The 26,240-nt window shown below is 71.2% G+C and carries 9 protein-coding genes and 1 pseudogene; 7 read left to right on the top strand and 3 right to left on the bottom strand.

Going from position 1 to position 26,240, the window contains the following annotated elements:
* Positions 1–58 precede the first annotated feature (58 nt).
* Positions 59–1,330 carry a salicylate synthase gene (locus OHB21_RS32080; protein ID WP_195124444.1) on the bottom strand — a complete coding sequence of 424 codons (1,272 nt, stop codon included), beginning with the start codon at positions 1,328–1,330 and terminating at the stop codon, positions 59–61.
* Positions 1,327–2,916: an NAD(P)/FAD-dependent oxidoreductase gene (locus OHB21_RS32075; protein ID WP_228788472.1), complete on the bottom strand. Its 1,590-nt coding sequence runs from the start codon at positions 2,914–2,916 to the stop codon at positions 1,327–1,329. The genes OHB21_RS32080 and OHB21_RS32075 overlap by 4 nt, the downstream gene beginning before the upstream one ends.
* Positions 2,917–3,298: 382 nt before the next feature.
* On the opposite strand from OHB21_RS32075, the gene OHB21_RS32070 reads away from it, so the two are divergent.
* Complete coding sequence (locus OHB21_RS32070; RefSeq protein ID WP_084538242.1) at positions 3,299–5,143, top strand: ABC transporter ATP-binding protein; 1,845 nt, start codon at positions 3,299–3,301, stop codon at positions 5,141–5,143.
* On the top strand, positions 5,140–6,885 hold the full coding sequence (locus tag OHB21_RS32065; RefSeq protein ID WP_195124443.1) for an ABC transporter ATP-binding protein: 1,746 nt from the start codon (positions 5,140–5,142) through the stop codon (positions 6,883–6,885). The genes OHB21_RS32070 and OHB21_RS32065 overlap by 4 nt, the downstream gene beginning before the upstream one ends.
* A gap of 163 nt (positions 6,886–7,048) precedes the next feature.
* Here OHB21_RS32065 and OHB21_RS37665 read toward each other — a convergent pair.
* Positions 7,049–7,336, bottom strand: a pseudogene (locus OHB21_RS37665) (cytochrome P450); the annotation flags it as partial.
* 221 nt (positions 7,337–7,557) lie between these two features.
* Between OHB21_RS37665 and OHB21_RS32060 the strand changes: the two are divergent.
* From OHB21_RS32060 to OHB21_RS32040, 5 genes are read left to right on the top strand one after another with little or no spacing between them, the layout of a single operon-like run.
* A complete protein-coding gene (locus OHB21_RS32060) occupies positions 7,558–17,205 on the top strand; it encodes a non-ribosomal peptide synthetase (protein WP_195124541.1) in 9,648 nt (3,215 codons plus the stop codon).
* Positions 17,202–22,685, top strand: coding sequence for a non-ribosomal peptide synthetase (locus tag OHB21_RS32055; protein WP_324191877.1), 5,484 nt, complete (start codon positions 17,202–17,204; stop codon positions 22,683–22,685). Before OHB21_RS32060 ends, OHB21_RS32055 begins: the two co-directional genes overlap by 4 nt.
* Positions 22,682–23,800, top strand: coding sequence for a saccharopine dehydrogenase NADP-binding domain-containing protein (locus OHB21_RS32050; RefSeq protein WP_195124442.1), 1,119 nt, complete (start codon positions 22,682–22,684; stop codon positions 23,798–23,800). The genes OHB21_RS32055 and OHB21_RS32050 overlap by 4 nt, the downstream gene beginning before the upstream one ends.
* Positions 23,797–24,924 (top strand): Gfo/Idh/MocA family oxidoreductase, encoded by a 1,128-nt coding sequence (locus OHB21_RS32045; RefSeq protein ID WP_324191878.1) that lies wholly within the window; start codon positions 23,797–23,799, stop codon positions 24,922–24,924. The genes OHB21_RS32050 and OHB21_RS32045 overlap by 4 nt, the downstream gene beginning before the upstream one ends.
* On the top strand, positions 24,921–26,228 hold the full coding sequence (locus OHB21_RS32040) for a cytochrome P450 (RefSeq protein WP_084537839.1): 1,308 nt from the start codon (positions 24,921–24,923) through the stop codon (positions 26,226–26,228). Before OHB21_RS32045 ends, OHB21_RS32040 begins: the two co-directional genes overlap by 4 nt.
* Positions 26,229–26,240: the final 12 nt, after the last annotated feature.

Below are 26,240 nucleotides of genomic sequence, written 5' to 3'. Positions count from 1 at the left end.
CTGGCCGGCAAGTGTGGATCCGACCTGCTGAGCGGGCGACGGGCGGCCTGCCGAGAGGTCAGCGCGCGGGGATGAGATAGGGCGCGAGGGACGCGAGTTTCTCGCACGTCTCCTCGTGCTCGCGCTCGGGCGCCGAGCCCGCGACGACGCCCGCCCCGGCTCGCAGCCAGCTGCGGCCCGCGCGCTGGTAGACGGCGCGCAATATCAGTGCGGTGTCGAGGTTTCCGGCGCTGTCGGCGCGAACGACGGTGCCGCTGTAGAGATCTCGCGTACCGGGTTCGAGGTCGCCGATGGCGGCGCGCGCGGCGGCCTTGGGGATGCCCGACGCGGTCACCGAGGGGTGCACGGCTTCCAGTGCGTCCCAGCAGGTCCGCCCGGCGTGCAGCCGTGTCTCGACGCGCGAGGCGAGGTGCTGCACGCTGCCGCGCTGCGCGACCGCGAGGAAGTCGCGGACGCGGGCGTCTCCGCCGACCCGGCCGAGTTCGTCGCAGGCGAGCCGGACGGAGGTGGCGTGCTCGTAGATCTCCTTCGGATCGGCGAGCAGTTGATCCCGCAGGGCGCGATCGCGCGCGGCGTCACCGGTGCGGGCGCGAGTCCCGGCCAGCGGCCGGGTCGCGACCAGACCGCCCGCGTCGACCTCGACCACGGTTTCCGGACTGACCCCGGCGGCCTGCCAGCCTCCGAGGTCCAGCAGGAACGACCGGGCCGGGGTGTTCGCGCGGCGGATCGCCGCGTAGGTGGCGGGCATGTCCACCGCGAAGGGCAGATCGACCCGGCGCGACAGGATCACCTTCTGGAATTCGCCGTCCCCGATCCGGCCCAGGGCGGCCCGGACGCGCCGCAGGTAGCCGGTGTCGATCGCGTCGGTCCGCACCGCGGCCGCAACGCCGTCGACGGCGCGCAGCGCCTCGGGTTCGAAGTCGAATGACGTGTCGTAGCTGTGGATTTCGACCGTGGTGCCGGTGATCTCGAGTTCCACGCCCGGCACCATGAAGTGGGCGAGGGCGCCGTCGTGGGTGACGGCGCCGGGCCGGCCGAGTTCGAAACCCGCCCAGCCGTACGCGCGCCAGCGCGGCGTGGGCGCGCGGTGCAGCGCGTCCCGGATCTGCGCCCACGGCCTGCCGTTCGCGGGTTCGGTGTACTCACCACCGAGCGTCGAGTGCACCCGGTCGCGATAGACGCGCACCGCACCGATCGGGTTGCCCGCCACGAACCAGCGTCCCGGCCGCTCGTACACGACGTAGTCGGTGAGCAGCCCGGACGCGGCGACGGCGGCCGCCGTCGCGACCGGATCCCCGCGGTGTGGGCGCACGGTGTGCGCGGATCTCACAAGAAGGAGTCCCTGATGAACCCGGGCGCGTCGGTGCGGGACCAGCGCATGAACCGCATGGCGACGTCCTGGCTGATGTCGAAGTACTTGACGTCGGGGTTGCCGTGCGGCAGGTAGTCGGGCCAGAACCGCTGCTCGTTGATCCGGTCGACGATCGCCTTCGCGCCGGCGTCGGGCGCCAGCTCCCCGCGGTCGACCGCCTCGCAGGTGGTGCGCGCCGTGGCCAGCAGCTCGGACAGCGCCTTCGCCAGCGCGGAGTCGTTGCGCTCCAGGTTCCGGAAGATCGAGTCGTCGCGGCTGCCCAGGTAGCGGGACAGCGAATGTTCCAGGGCCGCATCCGAATAGAAGCTGTAGGTGTGCCACACCCGCACGATCGCGTCCCACAGGGGGTAGTGGCGGAATCCGACGTAGGAGGAGTAGGCGAGATCGTCGTGCACGTCGAACATCCGCTGCTGCACCGCGTCCACGCCGGCGAACCGCTCGGTGGACCAGTCGTTCGCGCGCGCCGCGTCGATGAGCCGCCAGGCCAGCGCGTTCACGGTCTGGAAGGAGTTCGCGAGTCCGCGCGAGAACAGCGCGTCGATGGTGCCTGCCGACTGCGCCGTGAGACAGAACCGGTCACCGACGGTATTCGACGCGGAGTACTGCAATCGCCCGGTACTCACCCAGGGCCGAACGGCTTTGGCGTCGCGGAACTGTGCCGCGACGGCGGGGAATCGTTCGAGGAAGTCGGCGAATTCGCGCTCGGGCGCGGCGCGGTCGTCGAAGACCGCGTCCCCGGTGAGCGTGAGTCCCACACTGCACAGGGGATTGTGCGACTTGTCGTTATTGTCGAACGGGATCACCCAGAGCCAGCCGCCGTCGAAGACGTGGTGCAGCGTGCCGTTGTGCCACCGGCTCGGCTGCCCGTACGGCACCGGCGTCACCTCGTCGAAGGGGCGCACGCCGATCATGTGGGTGAACAGCGACCGCGAATGCGTGCGCGCCCGGGTGGGCTCCTCGCGCAGCCCGAACCGGTCGGCCAGCACGGACCGGAAACCGGTGGCGTCCACCAGATATCGGGCGCGGAAGGTCTCGCCGGAGGCGGTCCGCAATTCGGCCCCGCGCTGCGGATCGACGTCGATGTCGCTGATCCGCGTGTTCAATCGGGGCGTCGCGCCGTAGCGGACGGCGAGATTGAAGACGTGGGCGTCGATATCCTGGCGGAACCAATGGGATTCGGCGCGGCGGTACGACGACGCCAGCACGACCTGATTGGCCGCGTCCCGGTCGGGCGCGCGGCCCGGCTCATGGTAGACGAATCCGAAGTTCTGCTTCTGCCCGCAGGTGGTGCTCACGTGCTCGGCGGTGTCCTGGAAGTTGGCCAGGTGCGCGAATTCCGGGATGTCGTAGCGCTCGGCGAGGATGTGCATCGTGGTGGTCGCGTGCGGAATCGTGGACTCCCCGACCACGAATCGCGGGTGGACGCCGGCGTCGATCAGCAGCACCCGCACGTCGTGACGGGCCAGGATGGCGCCCAGGGTGCTACCGGCGATCCCGGCTCCGAGGATGGCGACGTCGTACTCGGTGTCGGTGGACGGTGTCATGGCGCGAACTCCTTGTGCCCTTCGTGGCCGACTCGACAGCGCGGGTTCCCGCACCGCCGAGTCCAGCGGCCCCTGCCCACCGTGCGCGAATGCCTACGCGGTGGCGGTTAATGAAAATGATTGTCACTAGAGTAGCGTAGGTCCGTCCGCTGCGCCAGCGGCTCATTCGCGGGCCGTCCACTGCGGGGCCGGGTAATCGGTTGTGCCGCAATGACTTCGGGTATCGCCGACCTGGTTGCCGATGGCGCTGCGGGCGTCGATCTCGGTAATGACAATCGTTTCTGATTTGGGTAGCGTGTCGCGGGAGGGCGATTCGGCTGCGCGCGGCAGGGGCGGACGCGGCCGCGATGGGATCCACCCGAACACCGGACAAGGAGCCGTGATGAAGGCTGACGCCGAGGTGTCGCCGCAGGTGAACGAGGACGAGCCGGGCGCGGACCCGCCGTCGGGGGCGACGCCGGGGAGCGCGCTGTTCCGCGTGGTCGCACCGGTCCGGGGACGGTTGGGCCTGGCGCTGGCGGTCGCCGGTCTGGGCGCTGTCGCGGGCGTGATCGGCTACGTCGGCATCGCGCTGGCGCTGTGGGAACTGCTGGAGGCCGACACCGACTCCGGTCGCGTCACGCGATGGCTGGCGGTGGCCGCGGTCGGGGTGCTGGCCCGGTTCGGATTGCGCGCGTGGTCGTTCCGCGCCTCCCATATGGCTTCGTTCGATCTGGAACAGCGGTTGCGCACCGATATCGCCACGCACCTGGCCCGGGTGCCGCTGGGGGACGTGCAGCGGCTCGGCGCGGGCGCGGTGAAGAAGGTCGTCCAGGACGACGTGCGCGGTCTGCACATCGCGGTGGCCGACTCCGTGCCGCTGGCGGGTTTCAGTGTGGCGCAACCGATCGCGGCCCTGATCGCCCTCGGCTTCGTGGACTGGCGGCTGCTGCTGGCAGTGCTGGCGATCTTCCCGCTGGTGATGATCGGGATGCAGCTGTCCATGCGCGACTACGCCGAGGTCCGCCGCCGCTACGACGACGCGAACGAGGCGATCAACGCGGCCGTGGTGGAGTTCGTGCAGGGCATGCCGGTGGTGCGCACCTTCGACGACGGCGCCGGCTCGTTCCGGCGCTTCGTACAGCGCGTCCGCGAGTTCACCGCGGCCACCACGGCCTGGCAGGACTCCAGTCGCGGCGCGATGATCTTCGCCAACCAGGTGATGGCCCCGCTGCTCACGCTCGCGCTCGCGCTGCCGGTGGGCATCTGGCTGATCTCCGCCGGGTCGATGTCGCCCGCGCAACTGATCGCGGTGATTCTGCTGGGCACGTTGCCGGTGGAGTCGATCCTGCCGCTGATCTACCTGACCAACATGATCAACCAGTCCAAGGCGGGCGCGGCGCGCATCGTCGACCTGCTCGACATCCCGGCGCTGCCGGAGCCGACGCAGCCCGCCGTCCCGGCCGACGGCTCGATCTCCTTCCGCGGTGTCGAGTTCGCCTACGCGGGCGCGGACCGGGCCGCGCTGGACGGACTGGATCTCGAGATTCCCAGCGGCGCCGTGTGCGCGCTGGTCGGGGCCTCGGGTTCCGGGAAATCGACTGTCGCGCGGCTGATTCCGCGGTTCTGGGACGTGACGGCGGGGCAGGTGCTCGTCGGCGGCGTGGATGTGCGCCAGATCCCGTCCGAGGAACTGCTGCGTCACGTGACGCTTGTGTTCCAGGACCCGTTCCTGCTGGCCGACACGGTGGCGGAGAACATTCGCCTCGCGCGGCCCTCGGCCACCGACGCCGAGGTGGAGGCCGCCGCGCGGGCGGCGCAGGCGCACGACTTCATCGTGACGAATCTGCCGCAGGGCTACGACACCCCGGTCGGTGAGCGCGGCGCGCGCCTGTCCGGCGGCCAGCGCCAGCGGATCACGATCGCGCGGGCGATGCTCGCCGACGCGCCGATCGTGATCCTGGACGAGGCGACGGCGTTCGCCGATCCGGAGAACGAGGCGGCGATCCAGGACGCCGTCGCCGCGTTGACCCGCGGACGCACCGTGGTCGTGATCGCGCACCGGTTGTCGACCATCGTCGACGCCGACCAGATCGTCGTGCTCGACGCGGGCCGGGTGGCCGAACGCGGAACGCACGCCGAACTCCTTGCGGCGCAAGGCCGGTACGCCGGGCTCTGGGAACACCATCAACGCGCGCGCGGCTGGGGACTCAACGCCGGCGCGACCGAGGAGACGACTGTCCGATGAGAAGGATCCTGAGGCTGATGCTGCTCGCGGCGGGCAGCTATCGCGCCGAATTCCGCCGCGCGCTGTGGTGCGCGGTGATCGCCGCGATCGCCCAAGCCCTGGCGTACGCCGCGCTCGTGCCGCTCCTGTACGAACTCAGCCGTCCTGAGATCGACACCGGCGCCGCGTGGCTGTGGTTCGGCGTGTTCGCGGCCTGCTACGCCGTGGAAGCCGTATTCCACTACGGGGAGCTGCGATTCGAGTTCGGCCGGTGGGCCGATATGCTCGCCGCCACGCGTCTGGAGTTGGGCGAGAAGCTGCGGACCATGCCGCAGTCCGAACTGGAGCGCCGCTCGGCGGGTGACCTGACCATGCTGCTGGGCGCCACCGTCGCCAACGCCACGGTGAGCGCGTCCACGCTGGCGCTGTGGTTCTTGCGCCTGGTCTCGGTGCCCGCGATACTCGGGGTGATCGTGCTGGTCATCGACTGGCGGCTGGGCCTGGTGCTGGCGTTGTCGGTGCCGTTCGCCGCGCTGTTCGTCCGCCGCATCCAGCGGGTGTCCGGCGCGGGACTGCGCGAGACCGACGAGGCCGACGCCGCGGCGGCCAACCGCATCGTCGAGTACGTGCAGGGGTTGCCGGTGCTGCGCGCGACCGGACAGGTCGGCGCGTCGTCGCGGCGGCTGGTCGAGACGCTGGAGCGGCAGAACGAGGCGATGTCGGCCATGCAGAACCGGTTGACGTGGCCGGGTCTGCTGGCCTCGAGCATCGTCCAGCTCTGCCTGGTCGCCATGGTGTCGGTGGGCGCGGCGCTGGTGCTGGACCTGGACATCTCGGCGGCGCTGCTGGTCGCCGTGGTGGTCGCGGCCGTGCGTTTCGCCGAGCCGCTGTCGAACGTGGCGTCGATGTCGTCGCTGTTCGAGGTCACCGACTCCGCGCTGGAGCGGATCGGCGACGTGCTGAGCACCGATCCGCTGCCGGTGGGCGACCCCGAGGCCCGGATCACCCGCCACGACTTGGCATTCGACGACGTGCACTTCGCCTACGCGGACGGACCGCCGGTGCTGCGCGGGGTGTCGTTCGCCCTGCCCGCGCGGTCGCTGACCGCGCTGGTCGGTCCCTCGGGGTCGGGCAAGACCACGATCACCCGGCTGCTGACCCGCTACGCCGATCCGGAGCGGGGCACGGTGCGGATCGGCGGCCTCGACCTGCGGGATCTGGACCCGGTCGAGATCTACCGCCACATCTCGGTGGTCTTCCAGGACGTGTACCTGTTCGACGACACCATCCGGGCGAACATCGCGATGGCCCGACCCGACGCCGGCCAGGAGGAGATCGAGTCCGCGGCCAGGGCGGCCAACGCCCACGATTTCATCGCGCGGTTGCCGCACGGCTACGACACCCGCGCCGGCGAGATCGGCAACGCGCTGTCCGGCGGGGAACGCCAGCGCATCTCGATCGCCCGCGCGATCCTCAAGGACGCGCCGATCGTGCTGCTGGACGAACCGACCGCCGCGCTCGACGCCGAGAACGAGGTCTACGTCCAGCAGGCCATCGACGCGCTCGTCGCGGAGAAGACGGTGGTGGTGGTCGCGCACCGGCTCTCCACCGTCGTCGCGGCGGACCGCATCCTGGTGCTGGAGGACGGCGAGATCGTGGAGCAGGGCACGCACGAGGAGCTGATCGCCGCGGACGGGCGGTATCAGTCGATGTGGTCGGCGCAGACCCGCGCGCGGCACTGGCGGGTCCCCACCTCGGCCTAGCGGAGATATGTCCCCGGCACGAATCACCGTGCCGGGGACAGCCGTTCCGTCGGGTGAGGGCCGCACCGGGAGGCGACGCAGCCCCCGCAACCCCATGCCGGGGCGCCAGCGCAGTTCGGCGGGGTCCACGGCCAAGCGGCAGGTCGGGCCAGCGGGCGAGCAGCGCGGTGGGCGCGATCCGGCCTTCGGTGCGCGCGAGCGCGGCGCCCATGCAGTGGTGGGTGCCGCCGCTGAACCCGCGGTACGGCCGCGGTGCGCGGTGGATGTCGAAGCGGTGCGGATCGGTGACGTGGGCGGGGTCGCGGTTGGCCGCGGCCGGGAACACCAGCACCCGATCGCCGATTTGGATGCGCCGCCCGGCCAGATCGATCGGCAGGCGGGCGTAGCGCGCGGTCGCCGATTCCACCGGCCCCCAGTAACGCATGGTCTCTTCTATTGCGGGAGCGGCCAATTCGGGATCGGCGCGCAGCGCGTCCCATTGCGCGGGGTGGGTGATCAAGGACAGGACGGCGCTGGCGATCAACCCTACTTCCTGTGTTCGCGCCGAAACACATTCGGCGCGTGGGTATTCCGATCTGGGAGTTCGGGAAGTGCCTTGACCTGAGTTGGGCGGACCTCGTAGATTGTAGCACTAATGAAAATGATTGTCGTTTGCTAGCGTTGGGGTGTGTGATGCAGGAAAAGCTCGGCCGACCGCACGGACGCACCGCCGGGGACTTCGACTGGAACCGTGGCATCGACGCCCTGCGCGAGTGGGTCGGAGAGCTCGCGGGCGTGCCCGTCGCGGCGTTGACCGACGACACCGATCTGCTGGCGCTGGGGTTGGACTCGGTGACCGTCATGCGGATCTCGGGGTTGCTACGGCGCGCGGGCAAACGGGTGGAGTACCGCGACCTGGTCCGGAGCCCGACACTCGGCTCGTGGTGGAAGTTGTTGCAGGACAGGGACTCCGAGGGTGCCGTGGAGACGACCGCGGTGGACCCGGCGGCTCCCTTTCCGCTGGCGGTGATGCAGCACGCGTTCTGGATCGGGCGGACCTCGGCGCAGGAACTGGGCGCGGTGGCCGCGCACCTGTACGGCGAGTTCGACCACGCCGGAGGTCTCGAACCCGAGCGGCTGGAGCGCGCCGTGCGCGCACTGATGGCGCGACACCCGATGCTGCGGGTGACCATCGACGCCGAGGGCATGCAGCGGGTGACCGAGCGCGGGCACTGGCCGGGCCTGACCGTGCACGATCTGCGGGCGCTGCCCGAACCCGAGCGCACCCGGTGGTTGGCGCGCACGCGGGGCGCGCTCTCGCACCGGAGCATGGACGTCGCGGCGGGTGAGGTGTTCGACCTCCAGCTCTCGCTGCTGCCCGACGGCGGCACCAGGGTGCACCTGGATCTGGACATGATCGCCGCCGACGCGCTGAGCCTGCGCAATCTGCTGGCCGACCTGACCGCGCTCTACACCGAAGGGCCCACGGCGCTACCCGCCCTCGGATACAGCTACCAGCAGTATCTGGCGGATCGGGCGGGCGTTCGAGCCGCTGCGCGCGAGCAGGCCCGCGCCTGGTGGCAGTCGCGACTGCCGGAACTGCCCGCGGCACCGGAACTTCCGGTGCTCACGTCCGAGACGGCCACCGGGGGACCGCGAGTCGACCGCCGCCACCACTGGTTGTCCCCGGAGCGCGCGGCGCTGTTGCGGGAACGGGCGCACCGTGCGGGTCTGACCACGGCGAGCGTGCTGGCCACCGTATTCGCGGAGACGGTCGGCGCGTGGAGCCGCTCCGATCGCTTCCTGCTGAATCTGCCGGTGTTCGACCGGGAACCGTTGCACGACGAGGTGGACCGGCTGGTCGGCGACTTCTCGAGTTCGGTGCTGCTCGATGTGGATCTGTCCGCGCCGATGTCGGTGACCGAACGGGGCCGGGCGATCACCGAGCGCCTGCGTGAGGCGTTGGGCTATGCCGCCTACACCGGTGTCGAGGTGCTGCGGGACCTGAGCCGCGCCCAAGGCGGCGCGCGGGTGCTGGCGCCCGTCGTGTACACCAGCGCGCTGAGTCTGGGGGAGCTCTACGCGCCCGAGGTGCGGGAGTGTCTGGGCGAGCCATGTTGGACGGTGTCGCAGGGCCCGCAGGTCTGGCTGGACGCGCAGGTGACCGAGTTCGACGGCGGCATCCTGCTCAACTGGGATGCCCGCGTCTCGCTGTTCCCGCCCGGGATGCTGGACGCGATGTTCGGCGCCTACACCCGTTTCGTCGAGCTGTTGCTGAACGACGACGGCGCGTGGGACCGGGCCGCGCCGTGGCCGGTGACCGATCGCACGTACCGGGAGATCGTCACCCCGCCGCCCATTCCGCTGCACCGGCGATTCTTCGCTCGCGCCGAGGAGCATCCGGACCGGACCGCGCTGATCGCGGGCGATGCGGAGATCACCTACGGCGACCTCGCGCTCCGGGCTCGCCGTATGGCTGGCCTGTTGGCGGCCAAGGGAATCGGGCGCGGCGACAGTGTGGCGATAACCCTGCCCAAGGGCGTCGACCAGATCGTGGCCGCCCTCGGGGTGCTGGCCGTGGGCGCGACCTACGTTCCATCGGGCGTCGATGTGCCGCCCGCGCGGCGGGAGCGGGTCTACCGCACGGCGGGCGCGCGGCTGGTGGTCACCGACGTGGACACCGCCGCCACTGCGCCGTGGCCCGACGACATCGCACTGCTCTTCCCCGAACAGGTGCACACCGTGGCGCCGTTGGCCGATCTCGTCGCGGTGGACTCGGAAGACGTGATGTACGTGATCTTCACGTCGGGTTCGACCGGTACCCCGAAGGGCGTCGAGGTGCCGCATCGCGCGGTCGCCCACACCGTCGACGCGGTCGGCCTGCGGTTCGGCATCGGCGCGGACGATCGCACGATCGCGTTGTCCGCCTTGGACTTCGACCTCTCCGCCTACGATCTGTTCGCGTTCCTGTCCGTCGGCGGCTCCGTGGTGGTGGTCGAGGAGGGGCAGCGCCGCGACGCCGCCGCCTGGGCGGAGCTGATCCGGCGCTGGGACGTCACCGTGGTCAGCGCCGTCCCCGCGCTGCTGGACATGCTGTTGATCGCCGCCGCCGAGACCGGGCTGGGTACGGCGCTGCGGGTGGTCATGCTCGGTGGCGATCGCGTCACCGTCGATCTGCCCGATCGGCTGCGCCGGCTCGTCCCCGGGTGCCGGTTCGCCGGACTGGGCGGGATGACGGAGGCGGCCATCCACGCCACCGTCTGCGAGGTCGACGAGGTGGACCCCGACTGGACGAGCGTGCCCTACGGCGCGCCCCTGCCACATGCTTCCTGCCGGGTGGTCGACGGCCAGGGTCGGGACCGTCCGGTGTGGGTGCCCGGTGAGCTGTGGGTCTCGGGTGGAGGCTTGGCCCACGGCTATCGCGGCGACCCGGAGCGCACCGCCGAGAAGTTCGTCCAGCGCGACGGGGTCCGCTGGTACCGCACCGGCGATCTGGTGCGGTACCGCCCGGACGGGACGCTCGAGTTTCTCGGGCGCACCGATCATCAGGTGAAGATTCGCGGCCACCGGATCGAACTGGGCGAGATCGAAGCGGTGCTGGCCGAGCACCCAGAGGTGAGCGCCGCGGTCGCGGCGGTGCTCGAGCGGCCCACCAGGGCGCTCGCGGCGATCGTCGTCGGCGACGCGGACGAGAACACCCTGCGCGAGTGGCTCCGGGATCGGTTGCCCCGCTACATGATTCCCCGGCGCATCCTGCGCCGGACGGAACTCCCGATCACGCGCAACGGAAAGGTCGATCGCGCCGCTGTGCACGCCACCCTCACCGCCGCCGGCGAGCACGAGGGTGGCGATGGAGCGGGCGCGTCGCCGCGCGGCCCGCTGGAGCGGATCGTGGCCGAGGCCTGGCGCGAGCTGCTCGGCGTCGACGAGATCCGCCGCGACCACGACTTCTTCACCCTCGGCGGTGACAGCCTGCTGGCCACCCGGCTGATCCGGCGTCTCGGCGCGGCCGGAGTGACGGGTGCCGAGCTGGGGCGGCTGTTCACGACGCCCACCCTCGCCGAGTTCGCCGCGCACCTCGCGCCGGGTGCGGCGGTGGCGGTGCCGGCGATCCGTCCCGATCCCGAGCGCCGGTTCGAGCCGTTCCCGCTGACCGATATCCAGGTCGCCTATTGGTTGGGCCGATCCGCGGATTTCGACCTCGGTGGTATCCCCGCCCAGTTGGCGGTCGAGTACGGCTGGCCGGGGGTCGACGTGGCCCGGTTGGCGCGGGCGTGGCGCCGGGTGGTCGATCGGCACGCCATGTTGCGCGCGGTGATCGAGCCCGACGGCAGGCAGCGAGTGCTGGAAGAGGTTCCCGCGTACCGGATTCCGGTTTTCGACGGCCCGACGGAATCGTCCTCCGACGAGTGGCCGGAGGAGCGTTCGGATGCGGGCGCGTGGCCGCCGTTCGACATCCGCGTGATTCGCGACGGCGAGAGCAGCCGGGTGCTCGCGGTGTTCGACACGGTGGTGGTCGATGGGCTGAGCGCGCTGGTGCTCCTGTCGGAATGGACCCGGCTCTACGACGATCCCGATCTCGAATTGCCGCCCTTGGCCCTCGAATTCCGCGACTACGTGACGACGTGCCTACCGTCCGACGCGGAAGTACAAGCGGCCCTGACGTACTGGCGGTCGCGATTGCCGGAGCTGCCACCCGGTCCGCAGTTGCCGTTGCGGGTGTCGCCCGCGGCGGTGGAGCATCCGAGGTTCAGGCGCCGCGAGGTTCGGGTCGAATCGGAAACCTGGCGGCGGATAGTGGCTCGTGCGCGGGGCTACGGTGTGACGCCGAGTGTTGTTCTGCTCGCTTGTTATACGTGGGTGTTGGGGGGATGGAGTGCGCAGCGTGATCTGACGGTCACGTTGACGCGGTTCGATCGCCGGGACGTGCATCCCGACATCATGCGGGTGGTGGGCGATTTCAGTTCGTTGCTGCTGGTGGCCGATCAGCCCGCGGCGGGGGAGAGCTGGCTGGGGCGTGTGCGGCGGTTGCAGGAGCAACTGTGGCGCGACCTGGATCATCAGCAGGTGTCCGCCGTTCGCGTGTTGCGCGAACTCGCCCGCGAGAACGACGCCCCGGTGGAACCGGTGCCGGTGGTGTTCACGTCCATGCTCGGCGTGGACGACGACCTGGCGCATTCGGTGCGCTGGCCGGACCGGATGCGCACCCGGACGCCGCAGGTGTGGCTGGACCACCAGGTCGTCGAGCTGCCGGAAGGGCTTGTGCTGAGCTGGGATTCGGTGGACGAGCTGTTCCCGGACGGGATGGTCGATGCCATGCTGGCCACCTACTACGAACACCTGACCCGGCTGGCGGATCTGGACTGGGACGCGTCGCTGCCCGATGCGTTGCCGGTACTGCCCGCCCGGCAGCGGGCCGTCCGGGACGAAGTCAACATGGCCGGCCAGCCCGTTGCCGTGAATTCTTCTGCCCCGCAGTTGCATACGCCGATGTTCGATATCGCGGAGGCCGATCCGGACCGCGTCGCGATCATCGACGGTTCGCGCGAAGTCGGCTTCGGGGAACTCGCCGATCACGCGCGGCGGATCGCGGCGCTGTTGCTCGAGCACGGAGTGCGTCCCGGTGCTGCGGTCGCCGTGTCGGCGGCGCGGGGCGTTGCGCAGGTGGCGGCGCTCTACGGCGTGCTGGCCGCCGGGGCGGCATACGTGCCCGTGGCGAAAGACCAACCATGGCAACGGCGTAACGGCATCCTCGAACAGGCCGAGGTGTCGGCGGTGCTCACCGACGACGTCGCCGGATTCCCCGACGGAATGCCGATCGTGCCGATCGCCGAGGCGAGCCGGCATCGCCCCGCCCCGGTGTTCCGGGGTGCGCCCGGCGATCTCGCGTACGTGATCTTCACGTCCGGTTCCACCGGCACCCCGAAGGGCGTCGAGATCACGCACGGGAGTGCGCGGAACACCCTCGACGATCTGCGGGGGCGGTACCACCTCGGTCCTGGCGATCGCGTGTTGGCGGTAGCGGCAACGGATTTCGACCTGTCGGTGTTCGACCTGTTCGGTGTGCTGGGTGCCGGGGGCAGCGCCGTGATCGTCGCCGACGAGGATCGGCGCGACGCGGCGGGTTGGCTGGCGGCCGCGCACGCGCACGGGGTGACGGTGTGGAACAGCGTGCCGGCCATGCTGGACATGCTGCTCACCGTGGCCGAGTCCGGGCCGGGTCTGCCCGCGACGCTGCGCCTGGCTTTGGTTTCCGGGGACTGGGTGGGCCTGGACCAGCCCGGTCGCTTGGTGGCACTGTCGCGGGATTGCCGTCTGGTGGCGTTGGGTGGGGCGACGGAGGCGTCGATCTGGTCGAACTACTTCGAGGTCGAGAAGGTGGACCCGGAGTGGACGTCCATCCCCTACGGCCGTCCCCTGCGCAACCAGTACTTCCGGGTGGTGGACGAGTCCGGACGGGACCGGCCCGACTGGGTGCCCGGGGAACTGCTGATCGGCGGCCTCGGCGTCGCGCGCGGCTACCGGGGCGACCCGGAGCTCACCGCGGCCAGGTTCTTCGAGGAAGACGGCGTGCGCTGGTACCGGACCGGCGATCTGGGCCGGTACCGCCCGGATGGGGTCCTCGAGTTCCTGGGGCGGGCCGATCGTCAGGTGAAGGTGCGCGGGCATCGAGTGGAGTTGGGTGAGGTCGAGCAGGCGATCGCGGCGCATCCGGAGGTGCGGCGGGCGTTCGCGGTGGCGGTGGGGGAGCGGTCTCGGATGAGACTGGTGGCGTTCGTGGAACCTGCTGTACCCGAGGGACTTTCGGAGTTCGTGGCGGAGAGGTTGCCGTCGGGCTGGTTGCCGGAGTTGATCGCGTTGCCCGACCCGCCGCTGACCGGCAACGGCAAGATCGACCACGCCGCACTCGTGCACCGCGCCGAATCGGCTGGAGGTGCTCGCGCCTCGGTGTCCGAGCAAGGCGAACCGCTGCGGCCCGGACTGGAAACCCGGATCGGGCACGTCTGGCAAGAGGTGCTCGGCGGCGAACTCCCCGCGCGGGACACGAGCTTCTTCGCCGCGGGCGGCGATTCGCTGTCCGCCACCCGGCTGGTGAGCCGCCTCGCCCGCGAACTCGGCCGGACGGTGACCCTGCGCGAGTTCTTCACCAACCCGACGGTCGCCGGCCTGGCCCGCGGCCGATCGCTCACCGAGGCGACGACACCGGCCCCGCTGGCCACCGCCGACCCCTCGCGCCGGTGGGAACCGTTCCCGCTCACGGACATTCAGGTGGCCTACTGGCTGGGCCGATCACCGGATTTCGATCTCGGCGGCGTCGGAGCGCAGTTGTACGTCGAGTACGACTGGCCCGGCGTGGACGTGCCCCGGTTGGCGCGGGCGTGGCAGCGGGTGGTCGACCGGCACGCGATGCTGCGCGCCGTGCTCACCGCCGACGGCCGGCAGCGCGTACTCGAAAACGTTCCCGCCTACCGGATTCCGGTGCTCGAGGGCGCGCAGGCCCCCGTCGCGGTGCGGGAGGAGATGGCGAACGGGTGCCTCGACGCCACCACCTGGCCGCTGTTCGATATCCGTGTCGTCCGCGACGGCGAGCGCAGCCGGGTGTGCGCGGTCTTCGACACCTTGGTCGTGGACGGATTGAGCGCGCTGGTCCTCATCGCCGAGTGGACCCGGCTCTATGACGACCCCGATCTCGAATTGCCGCCCTTGGCCCTCGAATTCCGCGACTACGTCACCAGCTCTGCGCCCTCGGAGGCGGAAGTGCGAGCGGCGCTGTCCTATTGGCGCGCCCGCCTGCCCGAGCTGCCGCCCGGACCGCAGTTGCCGTTGCGGGTTTCACCGGCGGCGGTGGAGCGTCCGAGGTTCAGTCGCCGCGAGTTCCGCCTCGACCTCGACACGTGGCGGCGGATCGTGGCCCGTGCGCGGGACTACGGTGTGACGCCGAGTGTTGTTCTGCTGTCCTGTTATACGTGGGTGCTCGGCGGGTGGAGTGCGCAGCGTGATCTGACGGTCACGTTGACCCGGTTCGATCGCCGGGATGCGCATCCCGACATCATGCGGGTGGTGGGCGATTTCAGTTCGCTGCTGCTGGTGGCCGACCGGCCCGCCGCCGGGGAGACCTGGTTGTCGCGCGCCCGGCGCCTGCAAGAACAGCTGTGGAGCGATCTCGACCACCAGCAGGTGTCCGCCGTCCGCGTGCTGCGCGAACTGGCCAGGGACAGCGCGACGATGGCCGAGCCGGTGCCGGTGGTGTTCACGTCCATGCTCGGCGTGGACGACGACCTGGCGCGCTCGGTCCGCTGGCCCGACCACACGCGCACGCAGACGCCGCAGGTGTGGCTGGACCACCAGGTCATCGAGTTGCCGGAAGGTGTTCTGCTGAGCTGGGATTCGGTGGACGAACTGTTCCCCGAAGACCTGGTCGACGACATGTTCGCCCGGTACCGCGACCACCTGACCCGGCTCGGCGATCTCGACTGGGAACACCCGCTGCCGGAGGCGCTGCCGGTGCTGCCGGAGCGGCAACGGTCGGCCCGCGCGCGGGTCAACGACACCGCCGGGCCCGGACCGGAACACAGCCGGTGGGGTGGCTTGCTGCACGCGCCGCTCTTCGACATCGCCGCCACCGACCCCGGCCGTGTGGCGCTCATCGACCACGACGACATGACCGTCGGCTTCGGTGAGCTGGCGGACCGGGCCGCCCGGATCGCGGCGCTGTTGCGCGAGCACGGCGTGCGGCCCGGCGTGGCCGTCGCGGTGTCGGCGACACGCGGTGCGGCGCAGGTCGCGGCGCTCTACGGGGTGCTGGCCGCCGGAGCGGTGTATGTGCCGGTGGCGAAGGATCAACCGCCGCAACGGCGTATCGCCATCCTCGGGCAGGCGCAGGTGTCGGTGGTGCTCACCGATGATGTGGCGGGACACGGAGGCTTCCCCGAAGGTGTGGCCGTCGTGGCGATATCGGACGCGTCGCGGATGCCTCCGGCCCCGGTGCACCGGGGTGCGCCCGGCGATCTCGCGTACGTGATCTTCACGTCCGGTTCCACAGGAACCCCGAAGGGCGTCGAGATCACGCACGGCAGTGCGGTGAACACCCTCGAAGACCTGCGCTGCCGCTACGAACTCTGCGCGAGCGATCGTGTCTTGGCTGTGGCGGCAACGGATTTCGACCTGTCGGTGTTCGATCTGTTCGGCGTGCTGGGTGCGGGTGGCCGTGCCGTTCTGATCGCCGACGAGGATCGGCGCGACGCGGGTCGGTGGCTGGAGCGGGTTCACCAGCACGGGGTGACGGTGTGGAACAGCGTGCCTGCCATGCTGGACATGCTGCTCACCACCGCCGAGTCCGGGCCGGGCCTTCCCGCGACGCTGCGCCTGGCACTGGTTTCCGGGGACTGGGTGGGCCTGGACCTCCCCGGCCGACTCGCGGCCCTGTCCCAGGACTGTCGCCTGATCGCACTGGGCGGGGCGACGGAGGCGTCGATCTGGTCGAACTACTTCGAGGTCGAGAAAGTGGACCCGGAGTGGACGTCCATCCCCTATGGCCGCCCCCTGCGCAACCAGCGATACCGCGTGGTGGACGAGTCCGGTCACGACCGGCCCGACTGGGTGCCGGGCGAACTGCTGATCGGCGGCCTCGGCGTCGCGCACGGGTACCGGGGCGACCCCGAACTCACCCGATCCAAGTTCTCCGAAGCGGACGGCGTGCGCTGGTACCGGACCGGCGATCTGGGCCGGTACCGCCCGGATGGGGTCCTCGAATTCCTCGGCCGGGCCGATCGTCAGGTGAAGGTGCGCGGGCATCGAGTGGAGTTGGGTGAGGTCGAGCAGGCGATCGCGGCGCATCCGGAGGTGCGGCGGGCGTTCGCGGTGGCGGTGGGGGAGCGGTCTCGGATGAGACTGGTGGCGTTCGTGGAACCTGCTGTACCCGAGGGACTTTCGGAGTTCGTGGCGGAGAGGTTGCCGTCGGGCTGGTTGCCGGAGTTGATCGCGTTGCCCGACCCGCCGCTGACCGGCAACGGCAAGATCGACCACGCCGCACTCGTGCACCGTGCCCAAACCTCCACCGGCACTGCCGCGTCCGGCCCGGCGGAACCGCTGCGGCCCGGACTGGAAACCCGGATCGGCCGCCTCTGGCAGGAGATCGTCGGCGGCGAACTCCCCGGCCGGGACACGAGCTTCTTCGCCGCGGGCGGCGACTCGCTGTCGGCCACCCGCCTGCTCGGCAGGCTGCATCGCGAACTCGGCGTCACCACCGGCCTGCGCGAGTTCTTCACCACCCCGACCATCGCCGGACTCACCCGCAACCAACCGCAGAACGATCTCGAGCTCGAAGAAGGTGCATTGTGAACGTCGCCGACCTGGTAACCGATCTACGACAGCGCGGAGTCCATCTGTGGGCGGACGGAGAGCACCTGCGATTCCGCGCGCCGCGCGGCGTGCTCACCGCCGAACATCGCGAGCGGCTGACCGCTCACAAACCCGCTGTGCTGGACTATCTTTCGCGCGACCAGGTGGCGCTCGAGGTGTCCGCCGACACCGTCAACGCGCACGAACCGTTCCCGCTCACCCCCGTCCAGTCGGCCTACCTCATCGGCCGCGACCCCACCTACCCGTTCGGCGGCGTCGCCTGTACCAGCTACCTCGAAATCGCCTACGACGACGTCGAACCCGCCGTCGTGGAGCGGGCGTGGAACGCGCTCGTCGAGCGCCACGGCATGCTGCGCGCCACCGTGCACGGCGACGGCCACCAGCGGATCGCCGCGACAGTGCCGTGGTACGAGATCCTCGTGACCGACCTGCGCGGTGCGGACCCGGCCCGGATCGACGCCGCCCGCGACCGGCAGCGCGACGAAATGCTCGGCCCGGCGACCGCCACCGAGCAGTGGCCCTTGTTCGCGCTGCGCCTCACCCGCACCGACACCGGCTGCGTGCTGCACCTGCTGCTGGAACTGCTGGTGATCGACGCCGCGAGCCTGCGGCTGCTGCTGGCCGAACTCGACCGGCTCGTGGGCGCGGACGGGGACGTGTCGGTGCTGCGGCCCGCGCCGGAGATCGGGTTCCGCGACTACGTGATGGGCGTGCAACGGCTGCGCCACGGACCCCGGTACCAGCGTGATCGCGAGTACTGGCTGGAGCGGCTCGACACCTTGCCCCCGGCTCCCGATCTGCCCGTCGCGGCGGGCGACAGCACCGACCCCGGCTTCGACCGGCTGCACCACTGGCTGCCCGCCGCCGACCTCGCGAACCTGACCGCGCACGCGGCCGCCCACGGGTTGACCGCCTCCGGCGCGGTGCTCGCCGCCTACGCCGAGGTGGTCGGCCGGTGGAGCCGCAGCCGCCGGTTCACGCTGAATCTGCCGGTGTTCAACCGGCTTCCGGCCCACCCCGACATCGACGCGGTGCTCGGCGATTTCACGTCGGTGAACCTGCTCGGCATCGACCTCGACGCGGACAGCTCCTTCGCCGCCCGCGCCCGTGCCATCACCGCGCGCCTGTTCACCGATCTCGACCACCGGCTGTTCGACGGCGTGGAAGTGCTCAGCGAGTTGACCCGCCGCGCGGGCAGCCCGGTCCTGATGCCCGTGATCTACACCGGCGCCCTGGGCGGCGAGATCTCCGCCGCGCCCACCGGCGGCGGCCGCATCCTGCGCGGCCTCACCCGCACACCCCAGGTGTGGCTCGACTGCCAGGTCACCCCGCACGAGGACGGGGTGCTGCTCGCCTGGGACGTGCGCCGCGACGTGCTGGCCGGCGACACGGCGGCCGACGCTTTCGCCGCGTTCGTCGACCTGCTCACCCGCCTGGCCGGCGACCCCGACGCCTGGACCGAGGAGCACCCGGTCCCGCTGCCCGCGGCGCAACGCGCCCGCCGCGAGGCCTACAACGACACCGCCGCCGTGGCCGAACCGCGCCTGCTGCACCGGCTCGTACTGGACCGGGCGGACGCCGATCCGGACGCGCCCGCCGTATTCCACCGTGGCGCCGCCGTGAGTTTCGCCGATCTGCGCCGCCGTGCCGTCGCGGTGGCGGCGGCCCTGCGCGCGACCGGTGTGGAGCCCGGCGACCGGGTCGGGATCGTGATGGAGAAGGGGCCGGAGCAGATTGTCGCGGTGCTCGCCGTGCTGCTCGCCGGCGCCGCCTACGTGCCCATCGAGGTGACCCAGCCCCGGGCGCGCAAGGAACGCATCATCGACCGCGCCGGGATCGACGTGGTGCTCACCCAATCGTGGCTGCCCGACGTCGATGAACTCCCCGCGACCGCGAAGGTCGTGCGGGCCGACGCGGTGCCGGAGGCCGACGCCGCGCCCGACCTGCCCGCCGACGTGGACCCGTCGGATCCGGCGTACGTCGTCTACACGTCCGGCTCCACCGGGGAGCCGAAGGGCGTCGTCATCTCCCACCGGGCCGCGGCGAACACCATCGACGACATCAATCAGCGGTTCGGGCTCGGCCGCGGCGATCGGGTGCTCGGGGTGGCGAGCCTGGCCTTCGACCTATCGGTGTGGGACATCTTCGGCGTACTCGCGGCCGGAGGTGCGGTGGTGCTGCCCGAACAGGATCGCGCCGCCGACCCGTCGCGGTGGGCCGAACTGGTCGACCAGCACGCGGTGACGGTGTGGAACAGCGTGCCCGGCCAGCTGCAAATGCTGCTGGACTACCTCGACACCACCCCCACTCGTGCGGCCGAGTCGCTGCGGCTGGTCCTGCTGTCGGGCGACTGGATTCCGCTCGACCTGCCCGACCGGGTGCGCCTGGCACATCCGGAGGTCGCGGTGGTGGGTCTGGGCGGGGCCACCGAGGCATCGATCTGGTCGATCCACCACCCGGTGCGCACGATCGATCCGGCCTGGCGCAGCATCCCGTACGGCATCCCGCTGCGCAATCAGACTGTGCGCGTACTGGATTCGGCGCTACAGGATTGTCCCGAGCTCGTCACCGGGGAGATCTACCTCGGCGGTCTCGGCGTCGCGGAAGGGTATCTGGGCGACGATCAACTGACCGCCGAACGATTCCTCCGCCACCCGCGCACCGGTGAAAGGCTGTATCGCACCGGCGATCTCGGCCGCTTCCACCCAGACGGGCGGCTCGAGTTCCTGGGCCGGGAGGACACCCAGGTCAAGATCCGGGGACACCGGGTCGAGCTCGGCGAGATCGAGTCGGCGCTGCGCCGCCACCCCGCGGTGGCCGACGCGGCGGTGCTGGTGAGCGAGCGCGGGCGGCTGTTCGGGTTCGCCGAAGTCGCGGCCGACGCGGTCGCGGGCGGGACGACCGGCGAGGAGACCGCCGTGCTCGCCGCCGCCGAGGACGCCGCGGCGGCGGCCCAGGACGAGATCGACGGCGAGTCCTTCGTCGCCCTGATGCGGGCGGTCGACGAGATGGCGATGCTCTCCATCGCCGCCCGGCTGCGCGCCGACGGCCTGTTCGCCGACCGGGAACGCCCCTACGATATCGCCGAGATCGCCGCCGCCACCGGGGTTTCCGACCGCCAGCACGGTCTGCTGAAGCGGTGGATGGCGGCCCTCGCCGACGGGGGCGCGGTCGTGCACGACCCGGCCACCGGATGGTACAGCGACCTGATCGCGGCGGGTCCCGACGCGGTCGCCCAGGCGTGGCGGCGCATCGACGAACTCGACGCCGTCGTGGGTTACGGCAGCGACACCCTCGACTACATCCGCCGGTGCAGCAGCAGACTGGACGACCTGCTGCGCGGCGAACTCGACGTGCGGGAGCTGCTGTTCCCCGCCGTCGAGCCGGGGGCCGCGCACGCCGTCTATAGGACGAACCTGGTGGCGCGCAGCGCGCATCGCGTGGTGATCGACACCGTGCGCGAGGTGGCGCGGGGGCTGCCGCACCGGCTGCGGGTGCTCGAAGTCGGCGGCGGCATCGCGGGCACCAGCACCGAATTGATCCCCGCCCTGGCGGAATTCACGCCGGACTACCACTTCACCGACATCTCGGAGTACTTCCTCGGGGAGGCGCGCCAGAAGTTCGCGGACTACCCGTGGGTCCGGTACGGCCGCTTCGACATCAACGCCGCCGCGCTCGATCAAGGGCTGCGGCCCAATTCGGCCGACGTGATCCTGTGCGCGAACGTGCTGCACAACTCGCGCGATGCCGACGAGGTGCTGGCGCGGCTGCGCGATCTGCTGGCGCCGGGCGGCTGGCTGGTGTTCCTCGAACCCACTCGGCAGCACAACTACGCGCTGCTGGTGTCGATGGAGTTCGAATTCTTCAGTGAGCTCACCGCGTTCACCGACGTGCGGGCCGGTACCGGGCAGGCGTTCTTCACTCGCGACCAGTGGTTGCGCCAACTCGAGCACGCGGGCGCCGACCACGTGCGGGTGTTGCCCGCCGAGGGGGAGCCGCTGGCGGCGTCGGGGCAGGGCGTGTTCGTCGCCCGCTTCAAGGGCGAACGGCGCGCCGTCACCGACCAGCAGCTCACCGAGCACGTCGCGGCGCTGCTGCCCGGCCACATGGTGCCCGACGAGCTGAGCCTGCTGGACGCGCTGCCCCGCTCGGCGAACGGGAAGCTGGACCGCGCGGCGCTGGCCGCCCGCCTCACCGAGACTCCGGCGGCCGCGACGGACATCCCGTACGTGCCGCCCGCCGACGAGATCGAGGAGCGGATCGCCCAGTTGTGGCAGGAGATGCTCGGCGTCGCGCGCGTGGGCCGCGACCAGAACTTCTACACCCTCGGCGGCGACTCGCTGCTGCTCTCGCAGATGGTCGGGCGCCTGCGCGATCGTGTGCCCGAGATCGCCGAAGTCGAGTGGCAGGAATTGCTGCGCGACATGTTGCGCAACCCCACGGTGGCCGCACTCGCCGCGCGCAGGCACCGCGCCGAGGCCGCTCCCGCGCAAGCGGACCGGCGGGTGGCGGTGCGCGCGCTCGGGGGCGAGCCGGGGCACGAGAGCGGCACCTGGGTGCTGGTCCCCGGCGGCACCGGGACCCTGACGCCCTACCAGGCGCTCGTCCCGCATCTGCGCGCCGCGCATCCCGGCCCGCTGATCGGTCTCGAGGTCACCGACCCGGCGCGGTACCGGGCGTTGCCCGCAGACGCCGTGGTCACCAGGCAGGCCGCCGATTACGCGACCGAACTGCTCGACCACGATCGGCGCTTCCGCGTCATCGGGTACTCGGTGGGCGGACTGCTCGCCGCCGAGATCGCGCGCACGCTCACCGAGGCCGGCGCGACGGTGGACGAGCTCACGGTGATCGGGACCCACCAGCCGCCCGCGGTGTACGACGACCTGCTGGTCGAGTACGTGTTCGCCCAGGCGATCGGTGTCGATCCGGCCGCTGTCGGATTCCCCGCCGAGGCCGAAACCTTCGAAGCGGCAGTGCGTTCGGTGCTCGAGCGCAGTCCGGACGAGGTACCGGCGGGCGCGCTCAGCGGGCTGGACGGCGCGTTCGCCCCGCTGGCGGAAACGTTGCGGAAAGTGGCGGCCGCCCCGCGCGCCGATCGGCTCGCGGCGTTGCACGCCGCGTCGGCCCAGGGCGCGGGCCCTTATTATTCCTCCGGTCATTCGCTGGACGAATTCCGTAGTCAGTTCGATCTTTTCGCGCAGAACTTGCGCGCCATGGGCGCCCACCGGGCCGAGCCCTACTTCGGCCCGGTGCGCGTGCTGCGCAACCGCGAGGGCACCATGTTCCTGGGCTCGCGGGTGGACGTGGACGGCTTCTGGTCCCGAATCGTCCTGGGCGCGTTGGCCTTCGAGGACATCCCCGGCGATCATCTGACCAGCATGTCGGCGTCGAACGCGGCGGCGGTGGCCGAGCGGATCACCGCGCTCCTGCCGGACGCCGGCTCGGAGGCGCGACCGTGACCCGGGTGGCGGTGGTGGGCGCCACGGGTGTGGTCGGGCGGGCGGCGGTGCGGATGCTCACCCGGCTCGGGATCGACGCGCTGCGGCTCGGCGCGCGCGACGAGACCCGCATCGACCTCGCCGCCCTGCCCGACGCCACCGAATGGCGCCGGGTGGATATCGACGACCCCGAGTCGCTGGCGCGGTTCTGCGCCGGAACCCGGCTCGTGCTCAACTGCGCGGGGCCGTCGTACCTGGTGAAGGACCGGGTGGCGCGGGCCGCGCTGGCGGCGGGCAGCGACTACGTGGACGTGTCGGGAGACGGGCCGGCCCACCACCTGCTGGCGGGGTCGCCGCTGCTCGGTCCGGAGCGGATCGCGGTGCTGTCGGCCGGGATGCTGCCCGGCCTGGCCAACGTGGTGCCCCGGCTGCTGGCCGACGATCTGCGCGGGGCCCGGCTGGACGTCTACGCGGGCGGCATCGAGCCGTTCGCGGCGGCCTCGGCCGCGGATCTCGCGCTCTCGCTGGACAGTTCGGGCGACGGCGAGCACTGGTACGGGGAGACGCTGGCCGCCTGGTCGGGCGGCCGGCGGCGGCGCTGCGCGCTGGCGGTGCGCGAGAACGTCGAGATCGCGGGCTTTCCCGGCGCGGTGACCGCGATGCCGTTCCTCACCGCCGACGCGGAGCGCATGGCCCGCGCGGCCGGGCTCACGGATCTGCACTGGTACAACGTCTTCGTCGGCACTGCGCTGCGGTTGACGCTCACCCGGCTGCGCGGCCGAGTGCACGCTCACGCGGAAGCCCTGGCGGGGATCGCCGAGGAGATCCGCGCGGCGGCCGACCTCGATCTGGCCGGGCTGGATCCGTTCTATCTGATGGCGTTCACCCTCACCCGTCCCGGGCGCACCGACACCGCCGTGGTGCGCACGCCGAGCAGTTTCGCGCTCACCGCGGCGGTCGCCGCGCACGCTGTCGTGGCCGTGCTCGACGGCGCGGTGCCGCCGGGCCTGCACTTCGCCGACGACGTCCTCGACCCGCGCGGTCTGCTCGACGCCGTGCGCCACCTCGGGGCGCTGTCGGTGTGGCAGACGCACCCGCACGCCCACGACGAACCGATGGAGGCCGGAATCCTGTGAGTGCGACTACCTCGCCCGGCGTGCCCAAAGTCGTGGTGTGTGGCACCTCGTTCGGCCGGGTGTATCTGCGTGCGGTGCACGAAGATCCGGGCGTCGAGCTCGCGGGCGTGGTGTCGCGGGGCAGTGCCCGCTCGGTGGAGTGCGCGAAAAGCTATGGGGTGCCGCACTATACGGGCATCGACCAGCTGCCCGACGATATCGACATCGCCTGCGTCGCCGTGCGCGCCGGCGTCGCGGGCGGTGACGGCGCGAAACTCGCGCAGGGCCTGCTGACGCGCGGAATTCATGTGCTGCAAGAACATCTGGTGCATCCCGACGAGCTCGCCGACTGCTTGCGGGTCGCGCGTGAACACGGGGTGTGCTACCGGCTCAACGCCTTCTATCCGAATCTGCCGCCGGTGCGACTGTTCCTGCGCGCGGCGTGCGTGCTCCGGGAGCGGCAGCCGCCGCGGCACGTGGACGCCGCGACCGGAGTCCAGGTGCTCTACCCGCTGCTCGACGTCCTCGGCGCGGCGGTCGGCAAACTGCGCCCGTGGGCGTTCGGGGAGCCCGCCCCGCTGCCGCCGGAGGTGGCGGCACTGGCCGATACGCCGATGCCCTACACCGCCCTGTCCGGCGTGATCGGCGGTGTCCCGGTGTCGCTGCGGGTGCAGAACCAGATGCACCCCGGCGACCCCGACAATCACGCTCTCGCGCTGCACCGCATCGCGGTGGCGTTCGAAGGGGGCGTGCTGACGCTGGCCGACACCCACGGACCCGTGTTGTGGAGTCCGCGACTGCATTCCGACCGCGACGAGACCGGGCGGCTGCTCATGTCCGGGCCCGGCACCGAACGGTTGGCGGTGCCCAGCACCGAGGTGCTGGCACCGTCGGACACCGCGACGTTCCGGGAGGTCTTCGACGAGATGTGGCCGCAGGGCGTTCGACATGCGTTGGCGCAGGTGCGCGCCGATATCGCCGACCCGCGCCGCACGGCCGGCGCCGGACAGTGGGCGATGACGGTGACCGGGATGTGGCAGCGGCTCACGACCGTGCTCGGTCAGCCCGAGCTGATCCGGCCGCCCGCGCCCGTCGCGGTGCCGCTGCCGGACCTGCTCGCCGCGTCGGGCGGCGATCTCGGATGAGCGCGTCGCCCTCGCCGCGCGCACTGGCGGATCTCCAGGCGTTTTCGTCCGACCCGTACACGACGATGGCGCGGCTGTACCGGGAGAACGGACCGGTGACCGCGCTCGGGGCGGGGCCGATGGGCTTCCGGCTCACCCTCGGCGCCGAGGCGTGCGAGTTCATCCTGGCCAACAGCGCCTTGTTCAGCTGGGAGCAGGCTTTCGCGGCGCTGACGCCGCTGACCGGACCGTCCGCGTTGCTGGTCAACGACGGTGACGCGCATCGCCGTCTGCGTAAACTGGTCGCGCCGGCGTTCACCGCCCGCCGGGTGGCGGGGCGCCTGGAGACGGTCGTCCGGCATATCGAGGCCGCGATGGCGGACTGGCGCCCCGGCGCGGTGCTGGATGTGTACGGCTCGCTGCGCAAGGCGCTGCGCCTGGCCACGCTGGAGAGCCTGTTCGGTGTGGCCGCCGTGGAGCGTTCCGACGGTTTGAGCGACTGGTTGCACGATATCCACCGCGCCATCGATACCGATGTGCTGGGCGGCACGCTCGAACGCGGCGCCGGTTCACCCGTCTGGCGGCGGGCCCTGCTGGCGCGGTCCTCGGTGCACCGGTGGGTGGTCGCGGAGATCGAGCGCCGTGGCGCGGCGGCTGAGCCGGGCGAGGACGCGCTCGGCGTGCTGCTCCGGGGCGTCGGCGACGCGCGGCTGACCGACGCCGAGATCACCGACCAGCTCGTGAGTCTGCTCGAAGCCGGCGCCGAAACCACAGCGGCGCAACTGGCTTGGACGCTGTACTGCGCGCTGCGCGATCGCGCGGTGTGGGACGGCATCCGGGCGGAGATCGCGGAACGGCTGCCCGCCGGTGCGCCGGTCTCGATCACGGACCTGCCCGGCCTGGACGGCATCGTCTCCGAGACGATGCGGCTCTACCCGGCCACGGCCATCGTGTCGCGGAAGGTGGCCGCCGAATTCACCTTGGCGGGAGCGCGTTTCGTGCCCGGTGACCTGTTGATATTCAGTCCGTACCACACCCACCGGCTGCCCGCCGTGTGGCGAGAGCCCGAGCGGTTCGAGCCCCGGCGCTGGGATCCGAGTTCGGCGTTCTACCACCGTCCGGCGCCGCACGAGTTCCTGCCGTTCGGGGGTGGTCCGCACCGCTGCATCGGTGCGGGGTTCGCGACCATGGCGGTGAAGGCGGCCTTCGTCACCGTCGCGCGCCACTTCGAGGGGGAACTGCTGACGACGGACGCGCGCCCGGCCGGGCTCATCGGCATGCGTCCACGCGACGGGATCACCGTGCGTGTCGACGAAAAGCGTTGACACACAAGGCGA

The organism is Nocardia puris (assembly GCF_036051655.1).
Lineage (GTDB): Bacteria > Actinomycetota > Actinomycetes > Mycobacteriales > Mycobacteriaceae > Nocardia > Nocardia puris.
This window is presented reverse-complemented; position numbering and strand designations above follow the sequence as displayed.

Coding starts and splice junctions, on each gene's coding strand:
- OHB21_RS32075 (WP_228788472.1), bottom strand. CDS start 2,916: ATGACACCGTCCACCGACACCGAGTACGACGTCGCCATCCTCGGAGCC.
- OHB21_RS32070 (WP_084538242.1), top strand. CDS start 3,299: ATGAAGGCTGACGCCGAGGTGTCGCCGCAGGTGAACGAGGACGAGCCG.
- OHB21_RS32065 (WP_195124443.1), top strand. CDS start 5,140: ATGAGAAGGATCCTGAGGCTGATGCTGCTCGCGGCGGGCAGCTATCGC.
- OHB21_RS32060 (WP_195124541.1), top strand. CDS start 7,558: ATGCAGGAAAAGCTCGGCCGACCGCACGGACGCACCGCCGGGGACTTC.
- OHB21_RS32040 (WP_084537839.1), top strand. CDS start 24,921: ATGAGCGCGTCGCCCTCGCCGCGCGCACTGGCGGATCTCCAGGCGTTT.